The following is a 17338-nucleotide window of genomic DNA, read 5'->3' on the forward strand; positions in this document are numbered from 1 at the left end:
AGGTACCAACAGTATCGGCAGCTGAATACATTTTAATAACCGCAACTTATGGGATCCGGCATTTTATCACTCGTTTACCTGATAGGCTCTGTTACTTTTATTGTTGGTTTAAAAATGTTAAGCCATCCGGCTACTGCACGGAAAGGTAACCTGGTGGCGGCAGGGGGAATGGTGCTGGCTATTTTGGGAACTATTTTTTTGTATGAAACGGAGGGGCAGCATCTGCGCAATTACGGCTGGATTTTTAGCGGTTTACTGATAGGAGGGATTGTGGGGGTAATGGCCGCCAAGAAAGTACAAATGACGGCCATGCCTGAAATGGTGAGTATGTTCAACGGGATGGGAGGGGCTTGTGCAGCGTTAATTTCAATTGTAGAATTCCATCATCTTATTACGTTGCCGCACGTTGCACCGGGGGCAGGCGGTTGGATTTCCGTTCCTCCTTTTGACGGGCCGGTAGCTTACGCCGATGCCGGCAAATTACTGATCATTTTACTGGGGTTGATTATTGGGTCCGTTTCCTTTGCGGGGAGTGTAATTGCCTGGGGAAAACTCAATGGCAGTATTAAGGATTATGCTTTCAAGGGGCAGCATATTATCAATCTGTTGATACTAGGAGTATTGCTGATTGCTGCGGTTTACCTGGTGGCTACTATAGGGCATACTGTAACGATTGACTATAGTTTGCCCAAGTACTTCGTGCAGGTTGCGCCTGTTGTTCATATCCTCTTTTACGTGGTGCTGGCTTTGTCCTTGCTGTACGGGGTATTTTTTGTGCAGCCTATCGGGGGGGCAGATATGCCGGTAGTCATTTCTCTGTTGAACTCTTTTACCGGGGTGGCAGCAGCTTGTGGCGGATTCCTGTATAATAATCCGGTAATGCTGACAGGTGGGATATTGGTAGGTTCTGCGGGTACTATTCTGACTATCTTGATGTGCAAGGCGATGAACCGTTCGCTGAAGAATGTATTAATAGGTTCATTCGGCGGCGCTAAAGCTGGTGCGGGTGCAAAAGGCCCACAGGGATCCTATAAAGAGATCAGCGTGTCTGATGCAGCTGTGGTACTGGCATATGCGCATAAAGTGATGATAGTACCCGGATATGGACTGGCAGTAGCGCAAGCCCAGCATGCTTGTCATGAACTGGAAAAATTGCTGGAGGAAAAAGGGGTAGAAGTAAAATATGCCATTCACCCGGTAGCAGGGCGTATGCCTGGACACATGAATGTACTGTTGGCAGAAGCAGATGTGCCGTATGAGAAATTACTGGAAATGGAGCAGGCTAATGAGGAGTTTCCTACTACAGATGCGGTGTTGGTGCTGGGCGCTAATGACGTGGTTAACCCAGCGGCTAAAAATGATCCCGATAGTCCTATTTATGGAATGCCTATACTGGAAGTGGAAAATGCCCGCTTAACGATTGTGAATAAACGTAGTATGAAGCCGGGGTATGCCGGTATTGAAAATGACCTGTTTTTTCAGCCCAAAACTTCCATGCTTTTCGGGGATGCCAAGAAGATGATGCAGGAGCTGGTAGCTGAAATAAAGCAGTTATAATCAAACAACGTGCTGCTACATGTACCTTTTTTAATCCGCATCACTTACTTTTGCAGAAATATAAATCATTGTCCTGTTTATAACCAAAACACGACAAATGTAACTGCTATTTATTCCTGATGGTTGCTTGTTAATGTACCAGTGCGCGATTTGCTATGTAGGTCTGAACAACAAAAAGCAGCTTTTACCGTTTGAGTTATTAAATAAAATTATCAATTTTAACACATATATTCGTTGCCCGAAAAGTATAAATTGAGTTAGTATGGTAAAATCGATTATTTCTGTTGTTGTATTCGCTTTATGTGCTGGAGGCCTTCAGGCGCAGGATGCATACCAGGTACAGGGAACTTCTCCTGACCTTTATTTATCACACACCGTAACAAAAGGAGAAACTTTATATAGCCTGGGACGCGCTTTTGGCCTGTCTCCCAAAGAAATAGCTGCCTCCAATAATATTTCTCCGGATCAGGGGTTACAATTGGGGCATACCATCCGTATCCCGCTTAACAAAAACAATTTTTCGCAGAAGGCAGATGCCGGAACTGCGGGAGGATACCATCCGGTAGTGCATAAAGTAACCGATAAAGAAACGTTGTACCGGGTAAGTGTGAATCACAATAAGGTACCACTGGATAATATCCGTAAGTGGAATAATTTTACAGGAGATGGCCTGAAAAAAGATGGGCTGATTATTATTGGATGGGTAAAAAGTAGTGGCGCTCCTGCGGCGGCTGCTCCGGCACCTGTAGTAAAGAATGAACCTGCTGCGGCGCCACCACCTGCACCGGCAGTAGTAAAAGAAACGCCTGCACCAGTAGAGAAGGAAACACCTGCTCCGGTAGAGAAAGAAGTAGCGAATGTGCCACCACCTCCGCCACCTGCGGTAGTTTCAACGCCTTCCGTGGTAACTACACCGCCATCTTCCGGCACTTTTGAGCAGATCTACCAGCAGCAAACTAAAAATGGCAAGGACGTTACTTCAGAAAAAGGACCAGGTACCTGGTTTAAAAGTAATGCTGCCGGAAAATATTATGCCCTGCATAATACAGCTCCCCGTGGTACGATCGTAAAAGTGACCAATCCGCTGAATGGTAAATCTATCTACGCCAAAGTGCTGGATGTCATCCCTCAGATGAAACAGAATGCCGGCCTGATCGTAAAACTGAGCGATGGGGCACAGCAGGCACTGGGTGCTAATGAAGCCCGCTTCTACTGTGAGCTGAGCTACGAGAACTAGTATTGATAGCATTATAATAAAAATGGTCAATTACAGTGGTATATCTACCCGTAATTGACCATTTTTTATGGTAGTTATTGTGCTGATCTATTCAAACCGGTACCCTCTCAGAAAGGCTTCAATTTCCATTTTCTTCTTGCCTTCCAGCTGTATTTCCTGTAATACCAGGTAGCCGTCTGTTGCCGCAAATTTCAGGTAAGTTTTATGATCCGTAATCACTTCGCCGGGAGCAACGGCAGGTGTGGTATGTTCTTTTACTGCTTTGAATATTTTCAGGTTCTTCCCTTTTAACAATGTCCAGGCGGTAGGATAAGGGCTTAAGCCTCTTACCAGGTTATGGATTTTGTCTAAAGGCTGCTGCCAGTTGATCTGGCAATTTTCCTTGAATATTTTGGGGGCGTGTTTGATCTCCGCTTCCGGCAGATGGGCTTGTGGTATTTCCTGTACCTGGTTTTGTGCGATGGCCTGTACAGTTTTCAACAATAAGCCAGCTCCGGTTTGCATGAGCTTGTCATGCAGTTCTCCGGCGGTTTCCTCCTCCCCGATGCTGACACTTTCACTGAAGAGGATATCTCCCGTATCAATAGCATGTTGGAGCTTGAAGGTGGTCACACCGGATACTTTTTCACCATTGATGATAGCCCAGTTGATAGGAGCTGCTCCCCGGTAGTTGGGAAGCAGGGAGGCGTGTACATTAATAGTACCCATGGGAGGCATGTTCCATACTGCTTCCGGCAGCATACGAAAAGCTACTACTACCTGTAAATCGGCTTTTAAAGCCTGTAGTGCTGCTAAAAAATCAGGGTGCTTTAGTTTTTCCGGCTGTAAAACGGGCAGCCCTTTGCCGGCAGCATATTTTTTTATTGCGCTTTCCTGCACCTGTAATCCTCTGCCGGCGGGCTTGTCGGGAGCAGTAATTACACCCACAATGTTATATCCGTGCTGAACCAATATATCCAGGGAAGCCACTGCAAAGTCAGGGGTTCCCATAAAAACAATTCTTAAATCTTTTGTAGACATAGCCGCAAAATTCTATAATTATGAGGACTTCAGCAACTGTACAGGTAGCTGTAATAGCTGGACATGAGCTTTGCTACTGCACCAATGCCTTGCAGGTATACACAGATGGTTGTTTATCGCAACCTCTTTTATTCAGCATATAGCAGGTACTTTTTTCTGAGCTGTTTAAAACGTTTCAGGCCAGGCTCCCAGCTTTTGCGGATAGCAGCCTCCGGTGTACCATTCTTGATTTGCTGCATCAGCAGGCTATTACCTGCCAGTTTATTGAAAAAGGGCGTGAAGAATTTATCTTTTTCGGGAAACAGCTGCCAGGCTTTTATCAGCCACTTTAATTGCAGCTGATTGCCGGTTTCCTGCAGCACTGTTTCCGGGCTGCCAGACAGGTCATATCCATAGCAGGTTTGGTCTTTTAATACCGGATTCTTGGCCCCCGCGGTGCTATGCGGTGTAAATTGATACAGATTTTTTGGGAATCCGGGATGTCCTATTACCTGGAAGGGTTTATCTGTACCCCTGCCCAGACTTAATGCTGTGCCTTCAAACAGGCAGATGGAAGGATACAGGTAGATGGATGCCATGTTAGGAAGGTTAGGAGAGGGCTTTATCGGTAAATGATACACGGTTTGATGCGTATAATTTTTACAGGGGATCACTTTCAGCTGGCAGGTAACCCCCTTACTGAGCCATTTTTCGCCATTTAAAAGGCCGGCATATTCTCCTACTGTCATGCCATGAACCAGTGGAATGGGTTGCATCCCTACAAATGATTTGAATGCCGGTTCCAATACAGGACCATCCACATAGTGTCCGTTGGGATTGGGACGATCCAGTACGATCAGCAGTTTATTGTTTTCCGCAGCAGACTCCATGAGTTCCTGCAGGGAGGAAATATATGTATAGAAACGAGCACCTACATCCTGTATATCAAAGATCAGGACATCCACATCCTGCAGATCGGCAGCGGTGGCTTTACGATGCTGGCCATAAAGCGATACAATGGGGATACCTGTTTGGGGGTCGGTACTGTTGCCTACTTTTTCACCGGCATCTGCATCTCCACGAAACCCATGTTCGGGGCTGAATATTTTCCGGATTGTGATATTGAGTTTTACCAGGGAGTCTACCAGGTGGGTATTCCCGATAGTAGCCGTCTGATTTACCAGTAAGGCCACCCCTTTTCCTTTTAGCAGGGGCAGGTAAGCGCTGGTTTGTTCAGCACCGGTAACGGGTGCTGCACTGCCGGTGGATTGCGCTATAACAAAACAAGGCAGTAATAGGGCGAAGCATAAAGTAAGGATCCTGTTCATAACATTCATACTTGATAGCTGTAAAATTACGGTTTGATAGTTTAATACCTGCAAATAGCACAGGAATAGAAAAAAGTGTCCAAAAACATACCCTTTTGCTTCTTTTGCTTACCTTGCAACTATATTCTAGTTATCACTTTATAATTTATTTTTATGCAATCTGTTAAAAACGGGGATACCGTGAAAGTGCATTATCATGGCCGTTTAACCAATGGTACTACTTTTGATTCTTCTGAGGGCAGACCTCCACTGGAGTTTCAGGTAGGTGCTGGTATGGTTATCAAAGGTTTTGATAATGGTGTGGTAGATATGAAAGTTGGTGAGAAGAAAACTTTGAATATTCCTGTTGATCAGGCATATGGTCCCAAAAATGAGGAATTGATCATGGATTTCCCTAAAGGAAACATTCCTGCTGACCTGAACCCTGAAGTGGGTATGGAATTGCAGATGAGCAATCCTGAAGGACAGGTATTCCCGGTGAAAGTTGCTGCTATTGGTAGTGAATTTATTACCCTGGATGCTAACCATCCTTTGGCTGGCGAAGCGCTGGTTTTTGATATCGAACTGGTAGAAATAGCTTAGTCTATAACATAAGATTGTCCACCATTTAAATAGTCCATAGAAGAATGCCGATGACGGTACTTCTATGGACTATGGACTTTCTAAAAGTGACTCTTTCCCCATCCTGATGCAGGTGCTGTATACCCGCACTGCAGCTATCTTTCTTAATTACCTGGTAATACGATGCTGGTAGGCCTTTTCTGGTCATCAATAGCCACAAAGGTGAAAGTGCCTTCTATTGCTTTTTCGCGATGATTGGCGTACATCTGTTCTACAAAAACAGTGACTTGTACTTTCAGGCTGGTTTTTCCCACATGTACGATTTCACCTACCAGTTCGATAATAGTACCATGCGGAATAGGTTTCTTGAAATCGATCCGGTCGGATGATACGGTTACCATCCGCATCCGGCTGAAGCGGGTAGCAGTAATAAATGCTACTTCATCCATGGCATGCATGGCAGTACCGCCAAACAAGGTATCATAATGATTTACTGTATTGGGAAATACGGCTTTGAAAATGCGGGTTACCGCAAATGCTTTCTGTTCTTCTAATGTCATAACAAGCTGGTTATCGTTTACCGAATAAAGAAAATAAGCGGTTGATCCGCTGGCGGAACCGGTGTTGTTTATAGTCCGCTTTCATTGCCCTCAGGCAATTTGCACAAAGGCAGCTGCTGTAGTTTTCGTTTATATGTTGCCGTTCTTCTTCAGTAAGCGTTACGGCCTGGCATTGGCAGCGCAGGATGCTGCCTACGCGGCATTCGAAGCATTTATTGCAACGGGGACAGGATACGGTTTCGTGACAAGCCATACTTGCAATGTACGAATTATCACCTATCCTCCGTTGCACAAATACTATCTGTTATGCACAATTTTATTGTGCAGCTGTTAATATCTCTCTGCTGTTCCTGGCAGCAGTTACCATATTGCGCAATGCCAGTGCAGTTTCTTCCCACTTCCTGGTTTTCAGGCCGCAGTCCGGGTTTACCCAGATGTTTCTTGCAGGGAGTAGCTGTACTGCTTTCTCCAGCAGTGCCTCCATTTCTGCGGCGGTGGGCACGCGAGGAGAATGGATATCATACACACCTGGTCCTATTTCATTCGGGTAACTGAATTTCGCGAATGCTTCCAGCAGCTCCATTTGGGAACGGGATGTTTCAATGGTGATCACATCGGCATCCATGGCTGCAATGCTGGTAATAATATCATTAAATTCTGCATAGCACATGTGCGTGTGTATCTGGGTGGCATCCTGTACCCCTGCTACCGCTACTTTGAACGCCTGCACTGCCCATTGCAGATACTGCTCCCAATCAGCCTTGCGCAAGGGAAGCCCTTCCCGGATAGCAGGCTCATCTACCTGTATTATCTGTATCCCTGCTTTTTCCAGATCAACGACTTCATCCCGGATGGCTAATGCAATTTGCAAAGTGGTAGTAGCACGGGGCTGATCATTACGTACAAAGGACCATTGGAGAATGGTGACCGGTCCGGTAAGCATACCTTTCATGGGTTTGTTGGTAAGCGACTGTGCATAGCTGCTCCATTGTACCGTCATAGGAGCAGGGCGTTGTATATCGCCAAAAATGATGGGTGGTTTCACACATCGGGATCCATAGCTCTGTACCCAGCCATTTTGGGTGAATACAAAACCATCCAGCTGTTCCCCAAAATATTCTACCATGTCATTCCGCTCAAATTCACCATGTACCAATACATCCAGCCTTATATCTTCCTGCCACTGCACGGCTTCCCGGATCGCTGCTTTTATCTGTGCATCATAGTCCGCAGGTGTGATACTACCTTTTTTCAGATCGGCTCTTAACTTGCGGATCTCCGCCGTTTGTGGAAAAGAGCCTATTGTAGTAGTAGGAAACAGCGGGAGCTGCAGTACGGCTTCCTGGATCTGCTGCCTTATAGGAAAAGGATGGAGTCGTTGTGCATCTGCTGCTGTAATATTTTTTACCCGCTCTTTTATTGCCTGTTTATGAATCAGGGGAGAAGTTTTCCGGTTTTGCATGGCCTGCCTGTTGGCATCCAGTAAACTGTTGTCTCCTGCCAGTATATTTTTTAGTGCGATTACCTCTGCTACTTTCTGTTTGGCAAATGCCATCCATTGTTTGATTGCCGGGGAAAGCACCTGCTCGTCTGTTTCCAGATCCAGGTCGTATGGCGTGTGGAGCAGAGAACAGGAAGTGCTGAGCATGATTCGTGCGGCGCCTAATGCCTGCACAGCTTTTTGTATCAGTGATAAACTATCGTCATAATTGTTTTTCCAGATATTCCGTCCGTCTACCACACCTAGCGATAATTGCATGTGTGAAGGAAGCTGTGGGAGGATACTGTCCAGTTGTTCCGGTGCCCGTACCAGATCAATGTGCAGGGCCTGCACAGGCAATTGCAGCGCCAATCCTGTATTGTCCTGTAGCCCGCCGAAATAGGTGGTCAGCAATATCTTTAAATCAGGAACTGCCGCATTTATTTTCGTGTAGGCATCTGCATATAGTTCTTTATCCGCGGCTACCAGATCTGTTACCAGGCAGGGCTCATCTATTTGTACCCAGGTAGCACCGGCTCTTTGCAGTTCAGCGAGCAATTGGATATAAACCGGCAGGAGTTGTTGCAGCAGGATACCGTTGTTCAGTGCAGGGTCTTTTATTTTACCCAGTATCAAAAAGCTCAGTGGCCCTATTAATACCGGTTTGGTGTGGATACCCAGTCTTTTAGCTTCTTCAAATTCAAGCACACATTTTTTAGAGAGTAAGGTAAATTGCTGCTGTGTATCAAATTCGGGTACCAGGTAATGATAGTTGGTATCAAACCATTTGGTCATTTCCATCGCGGTGATATCCAGTCCATTTTTCTGATAGCCTCTGCCCATGGCAAAATACAGTTCCAGGCAGGCTGGGTCGGCCAGCTTTTGTTGCAGTGGTCTGAAACGTGCGGGGATCACACCCATGGCCAGGCACATATCCAGCATCTGATCATAAAAAGAAAAATCGTTGGAGGGGATCAGGTCAATACCTGCCTGTTGGAGGTGTTCCCAGTTTTGCTGACGCAGCAGCCGGGCGGTAAGCTCCAGCTTTTCTAAAGAGATCTTGCCTGTCCAATAGCTTTCGCAGGCTTTCTTCAATTCTCTGTTGCTACCAATACGCGGGTAGCCTGGAATGTTCGTAAACATACTTGCATGTTTTTAAAGGATACTAAAAATGTAAAGTGCTTTACAGCGGGTATGTTTTCGCGAAGAAAGATGCAGAGATATGAAGGGGCATACTTCACCCGGAGGGAAGCAGCAGTGTATTCAATGCCCTGTAAGCGCTTTGTTTCGCGAAAGCATACAGCAATTTGTTTGTGGCAAGTTTCCTGGCTTGTAACAGTTATGGTCGTCCTTCTCATCCGGATAATGTATCCCGACAATGGACATTGTTCATTGACCATAACCTTTTCAAAGGTTACTTACAGTTGCGCGTCAGCCCGTGATTTACACACGGTTCCTTTTTAATTCCGGCATAACAGCCGGACACCGCAAACAGCAATTGTGTTATAAAGAACCGGAGCAAATATAAGTAAGTTTCTCCTCAACATTGCCGTAACAGCTGTAAGTTGTATGGAAACCATTATCAGGCGGATAAACCTGTTTTTTTGCCTGTTTCCAGCATAAAATACTATTTTATATGCTTGTTTTATTGCTTTTGTGCTGTGTAAAAGTAGATAAGTGGAACAGATATTGTCTGTGGAATGGAAAGTTTGGTATATTATCCTACAGCAGCATAGCTGTTTGGCATATTTTGCTGTTTGCATGCCTTGTGAAGCAGATAAACAGAAAATATTACGGCAGCTCTTTGTAGTATGGAGCGTTTTAAGAGGTAAGAGGTAGGGAAACGGGCGCTTTTAAAAATTCCTTACGTTTGCAATATGTTTAAGCAATATCAATTCAAGGTAGCGGAGCGCTTTATACGTTATGCGCAAATAGATACGGAGTCTGATCCGATGAGTGAAACATTTCCTTCCACTGCAAAGCAAAAAGACCTGGGTCGTTTGCTCGTAAAGGAATTGCAGGAAATAGGCATTAAGGATGCGGAGCTGGACGAACATGGATATGTATATGCCACGATTCCATCCAATACAGATAAAAAAGTTCCGGTAATCTGCTTCTGTTCACATATGGATACGTCCAGCGATTGCAGCGGTGCGAATGTGAAACCTATTGTGCATAAAAATTATGATGGCGGTGATATTCAGTTGCCCGATGATCCGGCTATTGTGATCCGTGTAGCGGAGCATCCTTATCTCAAAGAAAAGAAAGGAGACGATATTATTACTGCCAGCGGCACTACTTTGCTGGGAGCAGATGATAAAGCAGGTATTGCAGAGATCGTGGAAGCAGCGGATTTTCTGTTGCAGCATCCCGAAGTAAAGCATGGTGATATCCGTATCCTGTTTACACCCGATGAAGAAATAGGCAAGGGCGTAGAAAAGGTAAATCTGGATAAGTTGGGTGCGCAGTTTGCCTATACAATGGATGGCGGAGAACTGGGCGCCGTAGAAGATGAAACGTTTTCTGCAGATGCCGTAAAGATTACGATCTATGGTATCAGTATTCATCCCGGATCTGCCAAGAATAAGCTGGTAAGTGCCATGAAAGTAGCCGGTGATCTGCTGGCAGCATTACCAAAAGATATGTTGTCGCCCGAAACTACGGAAGACCGGGAAGGATTTATCCATCCGGTACGTATGCAGGGCACGGTAGAAAAAGCGGAAATCGACTTTATCATACGTGATTTTACTACGGCAGCATTGGAAGGACATGAAGGATACCTGCGCCGTATTATGGAGAAAGTAGTAGCTACCTATCCGGGAGCAAGGGCTACCTTAAAAGTAGCTGAGCAGTACCGCAATATGAAAGAGGTGCTTGATCAGTACCCGCAGGTGATGGCATATGCAGAGGAGGCTATCCGCAAGGTAGGTGTATCCCCTGTTAAAATGAGTATCCGGGGAGGTACAGACGGTTCCCGCCTGTCTTTTATGGGATTACCCTGCCCCAATATTTTTACAGGCGAAATGGCCCTCCATGGCAAACATGAATATGTAAGTATCCAGGATATGCAAAAAGCGGTGCAAACTATTGTGTATCTGGCACAGGTGTGGGAGCAACGCAGCTAAGTAAAGAATATTGAAATTAGCAATTTTATTATTACTTTAACCGTTTATTGGTTTTAGATTAATACTTTTGCATCGCTTAAAATTACTTACATGCTGTTAGGACTAATTACACTATTGCAGGATACTTTACGACTCCCCAAAGCAGATACAGTGGCTACTGCGCTTAATGCGGCAGGAGAAGCCAGCCAGCAGATCAGTTTGATGGATATGCTGATGAAAGGGGGCGTACTGATGATCCCGTTAGGGATTCTTTCCGTGATTGCAGTATTTGTATTTGTAGAAAGATACATGACCATTTCCAAAGCGGGTAAGCTGGAAGATAACTTCATGCCGATGATACGGGACCATATCACTACTGGTAATATGGCTGCAGCCCGCTCTCTGGCAAAGAACACCAACAGCCCTATTGCCCGTATGATCGATAAAGGTATTCAGCGTATTGGCAAGCCTATTGACAATATTGAAAAGTCAATGGAAAATGTGGGCAAGCTGGAAATATACCGTATGGAGAAAAACCTGGTGATCCTGTCGATTATTGCAGGGATAGCCCCGATGTTCGGGTTCCTGGGTACCATTGCGGGTATGATTCAGACATTTTTTAACATTTCCATCACTTCTGATATTACCCTGGGTACTATTGCCGGTGGTATCTATGTAAAAATGATTACCTCTGCTACCGGTCTGATCATTGGTCTGATCGCATTTATCGGATACAGTTTCCTGAATGCACAGATCGACAAGGTGATCCACAAAATGGAAAACGCATCGTCCGAATTCATTGATATTTTACAGGAGCCAACAAAATAATTCCCGATCGTCTATGGATGGTTGGTGAGATGAAATCGTTGTTCCGGATGTTTAACAAATCTTATTATGAATTTACGCAGGCGAAATAAAAGACAGGTGGAAATGCATAACTCAGCATTGAATGACATATTGTTCATTCTGCTGCTGTTTTTCCTGATCGTATCCACACTGGCTAACCCTAATGTTATCAAACTTACCCTGCCCAAGGCCAAGAGCAATACCAAATCCAAACAAACGGTAGTGGTGAGCATCAATGATAAAAGAGAATTTTTTGTGGGTACTAACAAAGTAGCATTTGAAGGACTGAAACAAATGCTGGTACCCGCTATTACCAATGAACATGTAGATCCTACCATTGTAATCAATGCAGAAAAGTCGGTGCCGGTAGAAGATGTAGTGAGCGTAATGGAGGTAGCCCGCGAATTGAATGCCCGGGTAGTACTGGCTACTGCTAATCCGCAAAGCGGCAAACGATAATTTTTTAGGCTGTTAGCTGCTAGTCTTTAGCTATTAGCATAAATGCAGCGAATACTTCGGGATGACCTTATCTGCAACATTTTAAACAGCTTTTGTAGCGTTTTGCTGCATTTTGCCCGCAGCAGCTCACAGCTTTTCTTCCCTGCATTAAGCCAATAGTTAAGCGCTTAATAAACTTTCAATACCTTTCTGGTACCCCAAGCCCTTATTTTACAATCTGTACAATATGTATAATTATTATTTACAATCAATTATGATTGTAAATAATAATTATTTAAACAATCGTTTGATTTAATTAAACGTTTGTTTAGTTTTGCTCCCTCAACATTGTGAACGACATGGTCATATACACGGAGAAGCAGTTATCTATCATCAATGTGGCAGAAAAGCTATTCGCAGAAAAGGGGTTTCATGGCACCTCTGTAAGGGATATTTCGCTGGAAGCGGATGTAAACGTGGCAATGATATCCTATTACTTTGGTTCTAAGGACAAACTGCTGGAAGCTATTATGAAACAAAAGATGCAGGCTTCCAAGGATGTGGTAGAAGGATTGTTGAAAAATGAAACATTAGCCCCATTGGAAAAGGTGTACAGGCTGATTGACAATTTTGTTGATAAGGTATTTGATAACCAGCGTTTGCATTGCATCATGGTGAGGGAGCAGCTGAACCGGGAAGGGGATACTGTGGTGCGTAATATGATTGCGGAAAACAAAAAAGAGGTGTCCGATCTTATCCGCGAGTTGATCATGGAAGGACAGCGTAATGGGGATTTTAATAAGGACGTAGATATGCTGATGATGGGCACCACCTTATTTGGTACACTGAATCATGCTGTTTCGGGCCAGGACTTTCACAGAAGGCTGGCAGGGTTGGAAGGCATGCCTGCAGAGGAGTTCAAAGCATATTTATCCAAAAGATTAAGCAATCATTTAAAAAAAGTATTTAAAGCAATCCTCACACATGAATTATAAAGGAAGCATTTACAAGCAGTTCTTGTATGCGTTTGTATCCGGTGCGGTAATTACATTGGCTTTACAGGGAGCTGCTTATGCACAAACCACCAAAAAATTAACCCTGAACGAGGCGATCTCATTAAGTATACAGCATAGCAAACAGTTAAAGCTGAGCCAGGCTAAGATAGCGGAGGCCGGAGCTTCCCTTAAAGAAGCTTATGAGCGTCAACTGCCGGATGTGAGTATTTCCGGCTCTTACCTGCGGCTGCTGCAACCTAATATAGATCTTAAACTGAAAATGGGAAATGACAGCAGCGGCAATAAGGGGGGCGGTTCTCCTAATGTAAACCAGGCAGCTTATGCTATGGCGAATGTATCCCTGCCCATCTTTTCCGGATTTATGATACAAAGCGGGAAAGCATCTGCACGTTACCTGGCAGAAGCGGCCAAACTGGATGCCGACAAAAACCGGGAAGATGTGATCCAGAATACAATTGCGGCCTATTGTAATTTATATAAAGCCAAAGCAGCAGTAGCCCTGGTAAAAGAAAACCAGAAAGAATCCCTGCAAAGAGTAAAGGATTTTACCAACCTGGAAAAAAATGGCCTGTTGGCAAGGAACGACTTGCTCAAAGCACAACTGCAGGAATCCAATATCGAATTATCCCTGCTGGATGCAGAAAGCAGCCTTAAAATAGCCAACATTAATATGGACCTCCTGCTGGGCCTGCCGGAAGATGTAGAACTGGAAGTGGATGCAGCTACCTTTCAGCAGGATCCTGTTGTGGATAACAGGGCGGTAGATGAATGGGAACAGCTGGCATTGGCAAGCCGTAAAGATGCTGCTGCCCTGGCTGCCCGTGAAAAAGCAGCGAATGCTGGTATAAAAGCAGCCAAAGGGGAGTACTATCCTGCTGTGGCAGTAACCGGGGGATATATTGCTGCACATATTCCGGAGGTAATGACCATTACCAATGCTGTAAATGCTGGCATAGGTCTTAAATACAGCCCTTCTTCCCTGTGGAAAACCGGATCCAAGGTAAACGGAGCCAAGGCCCGCCTGGAGCAGGTACAGGCTAACGAAGAAATGCTGGTAGATGAAATACACCTGCAGATAAACCAATCTTATCAAAACTATGTGCTGAGTAAAAAGCGTATCGATACTTACGCTAAAGCCATAGAGCAGGCGGACGAAAACTACCGGATCGTTAAGAACAAACAGGTGAATAACCTGGCTACTACTACCGATCTCCTGGAAGCGGATGTGGCAGATCTGCAGGCAAAGCTGAATTACACTTTTGCTAAAGCAGATGCACTGCTGGCCTATAAGAAACTGCTGCAAACAGCAGGTGTACTGGCAACGGATTATAAATAATCACAACGTCATTACCCGTAAACCAATAAACAGGTAAACAAATGGAAACGCAAACCAACGAAATAAAAAATACTCACGTTCAATCTGGTAAAAATATGCAGGAAAAACCCGCGCCTAAAAAGCGCAACTTAAGATTCATTATAGTGCTCGCAGTGTTGGTAATAGGTGGTGGCGCTTTTGGGATCACTAAATACATTCATGCGCTTCACCATGAAGAAACAGATAATGCACAGATAGAAGCGAATGTAAGCCCCGTAATTCCCAGGGTATCCGGCTATGTGAAAGCAGTAAAGGTGAGTGATAACCAGTCCGTAAAAAAAGGGGATACCCTTGTGATACTGGACGACCGTGATCTGAGAATTAAAGTAGAACAGGCCGAAACTGCCCTGATGACCGCACAGGTTAATCTGGGGGTGGCACAGGCAAGTACACAGGCTTCTGAGGTAAATGTGGCTTCTTCCAGGGCTAATATTGCTACCATGGATGCGCAGATTGAAGCGGGAAAAGTAAACGTGTGGAGAGCCACCCAGGATTATGAGCGCTATAATAACCTGATCAAGGATCATTCTATTACACAGCAGCAATATGAACAGGCGCTGGCAGCTAAACAAACGGCAGAACGCCAGCTGGAGGTGCTGGTAAAACAGCGTAATGCAGCTGCCCGTCAGACAGATGCGGTGGCTTCTCAGAGCAGCGCTACTTCCAAACAAATCAACATGGCCAACGCTACTATCAGCCAACGCCAAACGGATGTGAACGATGCCCGGCTCAACCTGTCCTATACTGTTATCACCGCGCCGGAAGATGGATTAGTATCTAAGGTATACGTAACTCCTGGGCAGTATGTGCAGGCGGGGCAATCCCTGTTCAGCGTGGTGATGGATAATAACATCTGGGTAGTGGCCAATTTTAAAGAAACACAGCTGGATAAAATGGCGATCGGTCAACCGGTTACTGTGCACGTAGATGCTTATCCGGGCGAAGCCCTGGAAGCAAAGGTGTCTTCCTTTTCTCCGGCTACCGGCGCCCGTTTTGCACTGTTGCCGCCTGATAATGCATCCGGCAACTTCGTAAAGGTAGTACAGCGCTTACCGGTTAAAATAGAATTCCTGCATCCGGAAGATAAACATGTAAAACAATTGCGGCCAGGATTGAGTGTGATGGTGGACGTACACCTGAACTAAGCAACCGGCTATCAGCACACTGCTGATGGCTTATGCTTTACGCTATATTACTGACAGCTAACGATTAATTGTTCAAAGCTTAGTAAATACCATGCAGCAAGACTCATTGGTTGAATATGGTGCCCGCAGGGTAATTATAACAATTACGGCTATATTCTGTGCACTGTTGGAAATAGTAGATACTACTATTGTGAACGTGGCACTGAATGATATGCGTGGTAATATGGGGGCCACCCTGCCTGAAATAGGCTGGGTAATCACTGCCTACGCTATCGGGAATGTAATTGTGGTGCCTATGACCAGCTGGTTGTCACAGCAATTTGGCCGCCGTAATTATTTCGCTGCTTCCATTATCATCTTTACCGTTTCTTCTTTTCTTTGCGGTAATGCCGTAGGTATCTGGGAACTGGTAGCTTTCCGGTTTATCCAGGGATTAGGTGGTGGCGCATTGCTGGTAACTTCACAAACGATCATCACAGAAAGTTATCCTCCTGAAAAACGTGGCACTTCACAAGCTATTTATGGATTAGGCGTAATTATAGGACCCACACTCGGCCCTCCATTGGGTGGTTATATTGTGGATCACTTCTCCTGGCCCTATATTTTTTATATCAATATACCCATTGGGGTGATCGCTACACTGCTGACGCTGCAATTTGTACGCAGCCCCAAATTTGCCGAGAAAAAATCTGCCAATGAAATTGACTGGCTGGGTATCGGTTTGCTGGCGGCCACAGTAGGTTCGCTGCAATATGTACTGGAACGTGGACAGGAAGATGACTGGTTTAACAGTAGCAGCATCACTACCCTGGTGGTAGTTGCTGCGCTGAGTTTATTCTTCTTTGTATGGCGGGAACTGACTTATAAAAATCCCATTGTGGAACTCAGGGTATTAAAGAATGGTAACCTGAGAGCGGGTACTGTGCTCTCTTTCATCCTGGGATTTGGTTTGTACGGCTCTACTTTTATTATTCCCTTATATACACAAAGCACATTAGGATGGACTGCTACGCAGTCGGGTATGCTGATGATCCCGGCAGCGTTAACCACCGCTTTTATGATGCCTATCATCGGAAAGCTATTGGAGCGGGGGGTACCGCAACAATACCTGGTAGCGCTGGGAATGTTCCTGTTCTTTGTATACAGTTTCTGGGGATATAAAATCTTAACGCCTGCTGATACCGGTGCAGATGCATTTTTCTGGATGCTGATTGTAAGAGGTATAGGTATGGGCATGTTGTTTATTCCGATTACTACCCTGGCATTATCCTCTCTTAAAGGACAGCAGATAGGACAGGGAGCGGCATTTACCGGGATGATGCGGCAGTTGGGTGGTTCCTTTGGCGTAGCGGCGATCACCACTTTTATGTCGCGCCAGAATATGGTACACCGCAGCGATCTGGTAAGCCAGCTGGATATTAATAATCCGGAAGTGCAGCAAAGGGTGCACAGTTTGCAGGCTGGTTTTATGAGTAAAGGCATGGATGCCACCACGGCTTTGAAAAGTGGTTACCAGGCATTGGATTATTCTGTATTCAAACAGGCCTCTGTATTGTCTTATATGGATGTATGCCTCTACCTGGGCATTATGTTCCTGGTATGTGTACCCATCGTGTTAATGGTGAAGGGAGGAAAACAACAAAAGAAACTGGATCCGTCGGCTATGCACTAAAACAGGCATGGTCTGCTATA

Annotated in this window: 15 protein-coding genes and 1 riboswitch; of the genes, 10 read left to right on the forward strand and 5 right to left on the reverse strand. The window is 45.1% G+C overall.

The window, feature by feature from the left end:
• The first annotated feature begins 48 nt into the window (after positions 1-48).
• On the forward strand, positions 49-1557 hold the full coding sequence (locus tag ABR189_RS00560) for an NAD(P)(+) transhydrogenase (Re/Si-specific) subunit beta (RefSeq protein WP_354658481.1): 1509 nt from the start codon (positions 49-51) through the stop codon (positions 1555-1557).
• Between the two features lie 262 nt (positions 1558-1819).
• Positions 1820-2794 carry a LysM peptidoglycan-binding domain-containing protein gene (locus ABR189_RS00565; protein ID WP_354658482.1) on the forward strand — a complete coding sequence of 325 codons (975 nt, stop codon included), beginning with the start codon at positions 1820-1822 and terminating at the stop codon, positions 2792-2794.
• 87 nt (positions 2795-2881) lie between these two features.
• Here the strand turns inward: ABR189_RS00565 and fmt are convergent, their stop codons facing one another.
• Both fmt and ABR189_RS00575 read right to left on the reverse strand, forming a co-directional pair.
• A complete protein-coding gene (fmt, locus tag ABR189_RS00570) occupies positions 2882-3814 on the reverse strand; it encodes a methionyl-tRNA formyltransferase (RefSeq protein WP_354658483.1) in 933 nt (310 codons plus the stop codon).
• Positions 3815-3942: 128 nt separating this feature from the next.
• Positions 3943-5121 (reverse strand): exo-beta-N-acetylmuramidase NamZ family protein, encoded by a 1179-nt coding sequence (locus tag ABR189_RS00575; RefSeq protein WP_354658484.1) that lies wholly within the window; start codon positions 5119-5121, stop codon positions 3943-3945.
• A gap of 153 nt (positions 5122-5274) precedes the next feature.
• Between ABR189_RS00575 and ABR189_RS00580 the strand changes: the two genes are divergently transcribed.
• Complete coding sequence (locus ABR189_RS00580; RefSeq protein ID WP_354658485.1) at positions 5275-5703, forward strand: FKBP-type peptidyl-prolyl cis-trans isomerase; 429 nt, start codon at positions 5275-5277, stop codon at positions 5701-5703.
• Positions 5704-5846: 143 nt separating this feature from the next.
• Here ABR189_RS00580 and ABR189_RS00585 read toward each other — a convergent pair whose 3' ends face one another.
• The 3 genes from ABR189_RS00585 to metE all read right to left on the reverse strand — a co-directional run bounded on the left by ABR189_RS00585 (position 5847) and on the right by metE (position 8865).
• On the reverse strand, positions 5847-6242 hold the full coding sequence (locus tag ABR189_RS00585; protein ID WP_354658486.1) for an acyl-CoA thioesterase: 396 nt from the start codon (positions 6240-6242) through the stop codon (positions 5847-5849).
• Positions 6243-6252: 10 nt separating this feature from the next.
• Entirely contained in the window at positions 6253-6495 is a 243-nt protein-coding gene (locus ABR189_RS00590; RefSeq protein WP_354658487.1) for a cysteine-rich CWC family protein, read from the reverse strand.
• Between the two features lie 63 nt (positions 6496-6558).
• Positions 6559-8865 carry a 5-methyltetrahydropteroyltriglutamate--homocysteine S-methyltransferase gene (metE, locus tag ABR189_RS00595; RefSeq protein WP_354658488.1) on the reverse strand — a complete coding sequence of 769 codons (2307 nt, stop codon included), beginning with the start codon at positions 8863-8865 and terminating at the stop codon, positions 6559-6561.
• Positions 8866-9020: 155 nt separating this feature from the next.
• Positions 9021-9227: riboswitch (cobalamin riboswitch) on the reverse strand.
• A gap of 372 nt (positions 9228-9599) precedes the next feature.
• On the opposite strand from metE, the gene pepT reads away from it, so the two are divergent.
• From pepT to ABR189_RS00630, 7 genes are all read left to right on the forward strand, one after another.
• Complete coding sequence (gene pepT / locus ABR189_RS00600) at positions 9600-10847, forward strand: peptidase T (RefSeq protein WP_354658489.1); 1248 nt, start codon at positions 9600-9602, stop codon at positions 10845-10847.
• A 90-nt stretch (positions 10848-10937) separates the two neighbouring features.
• Positions 10938-11654 (forward strand): MotA/TolQ/ExbB proton channel family protein, encoded by a 717-nt coding sequence (locus tag ABR189_RS00605; protein WP_354658490.1) that lies wholly within the window; start codon positions 10938-10940, stop codon positions 11652-11654.
• Positions 11655-11720: 66 nt separating this feature from the next.
• Positions 11721-12131, forward strand: a complete 411-nt coding sequence (locus ABR189_RS00610) for an ExbD/TolR family protein (RefSeq protein ID WP_354658491.1) — start codon at positions 11721-11723, stop codon at positions 12129-12131.
• Positions 12132-12469: 338 nt separating this feature from the next.
• Complete coding sequence (locus ABR189_RS00615; RefSeq protein WP_354658492.1) at positions 12470-13105, forward strand: TetR/AcrR family transcriptional regulator; 636 nt, start codon at positions 12470-12472, stop codon at positions 13103-13105.
• Positions 13095-14462, forward strand: a complete 1368-nt coding sequence (locus tag ABR189_RS00620) for a TolC family protein (protein WP_354658493.1) — start codon at positions 13095-13097, stop codon at positions 14460-14462. Before ABR189_RS00615 ends, ABR189_RS00620 begins: the two co-directional genes overlap by 11 nt.
• A 41-nt stretch (positions 14463-14503) precedes the next feature.
• The gene (locus ABR189_RS00625) at positions 14504-15646 is read left to right on the forward strand and encodes an HlyD family secretion protein (RefSeq protein WP_354658494.1); all 1143 of its coding nucleotides are present in this window, start codon (positions 14504-14506) and stop codon (positions 15644-15646) included.
• Between the two features lie 91 nt (positions 15647-15737).
• Positions 15738-17318: a DHA2 family efflux MFS transporter permease subunit gene (locus ABR189_RS00630; protein WP_354658495.1), complete on the forward strand. Its 1581-nt coding sequence runs from the start codon at positions 15738-15740 to the stop codon at positions 17316-17318.
• Positions 17319-17338: the final 20 nt, after the last annotated feature.

The sequence above is a fragment of the Chitinophaga sp. H8 genome (genome assembly GCF_040567655.1).
GTDB classification, from domain to species: domain Bacteria; phylum Bacteroidota; class Bacteroidia; order Chitinophagales; family Chitinophagaceae; genus Chitinophaga; species Chitinophaga defluvii.

Bases quoted from the DNA above. Each gene is read 5' to 3' on its own strand.
- ABR189_RS00560 (WP_354658481.1), top strand. From the start codon at position 49: ATGGGATCCGGCATTTTATCACTCGTTTACCTGATAGGCTCTGTTACT.
- ABR189_RS00565 (WP_354658482.1), top strand. From the start codon at position 1,820: ATGGTAAAATCGATTATTTCTGTTGTTGTATTCGCTTTATGTGCTGGA.
- fmt (WP_354658483.1), bottom strand. From the start codon at position 3,814: ATGTCTACAAAAGATTTAAGAATTGTTTTTATGGGAACCCCTGACTTT.
- ABR189_RS00575 (WP_354658484.1), bottom strand. From the start codon at position 5,121: ATGAACAGGATCCTTACTTTATGCTTCGCCCTATTACTGCCTTGTTTT.
- ABR189_RS00580 (WP_354658485.1), top strand. From the start codon at position 5,275: ATGCAATCTGTTAAAAACGGGGATACCGTGAAAGTGCATTATCATGGC.
- ABR189_RS00585 (WP_354658486.1), bottom strand. From the start codon at position 6,242: ATGACATTAGAAGAACAGAAAGCATTTGCGGTAACCCGCATTTTCAAA.
- ABR189_RS00590 (WP_354658487.1), bottom strand. From the start codon at position 6,495: ATGGCTTGTCACGAAACCGTATCCTGTCCCCGTTGCAATAAATGCTTC.
- metE (WP_354658488.1), bottom strand. From the start codon at position 8,865: ATGTTTACGAACATTCCAGGCTACCCGCGTATTGGTAGCAACAGAGAA.
- pepT (WP_354658489.1), top strand. From the start codon at position 9,600: ATGTTTAAGCAATATCAATTCAAGGTAGCGGAGCGCTTTATACGTTAT.
- ABR189_RS00605 (WP_354658490.1), top strand. From the start codon at position 10,938: ATGCTGTTAGGACTAATTACACTATTGCAGGATACTTTACGACTCCCC.
- ABR189_RS00610 (WP_354658491.1), top strand. From the start codon at position 11,721: ATGAATTTACGCAGGCGAAATAAAAGACAGGTGGAAATGCATAACTCA.
- ABR189_RS00615 (WP_354658492.1), top strand. From the start codon at position 12,470: ATGGTCATATACACGGAGAAGCAGTTATCTATCATCAATGTGGCAGAA.
- ABR189_RS00620 (WP_354658493.1), top strand. From the start codon at position 13,095: ATGAATTATAAAGGAAGCATTTACAAGCAGTTCTTGTATGCGTTTGTA.
- ABR189_RS00625 (WP_354658494.1), top strand. From the start codon at position 14,504: ATGGAAACGCAAACCAACGAAATAAAAAATACTCACGTTCAATCTGGT.
- ABR189_RS00630 (WP_354658495.1), top strand. From the start codon at position 15,738: ATGCAGCAAGACTCATTGGTTGAATATGGTGCCCGCAGGGTAATTATA.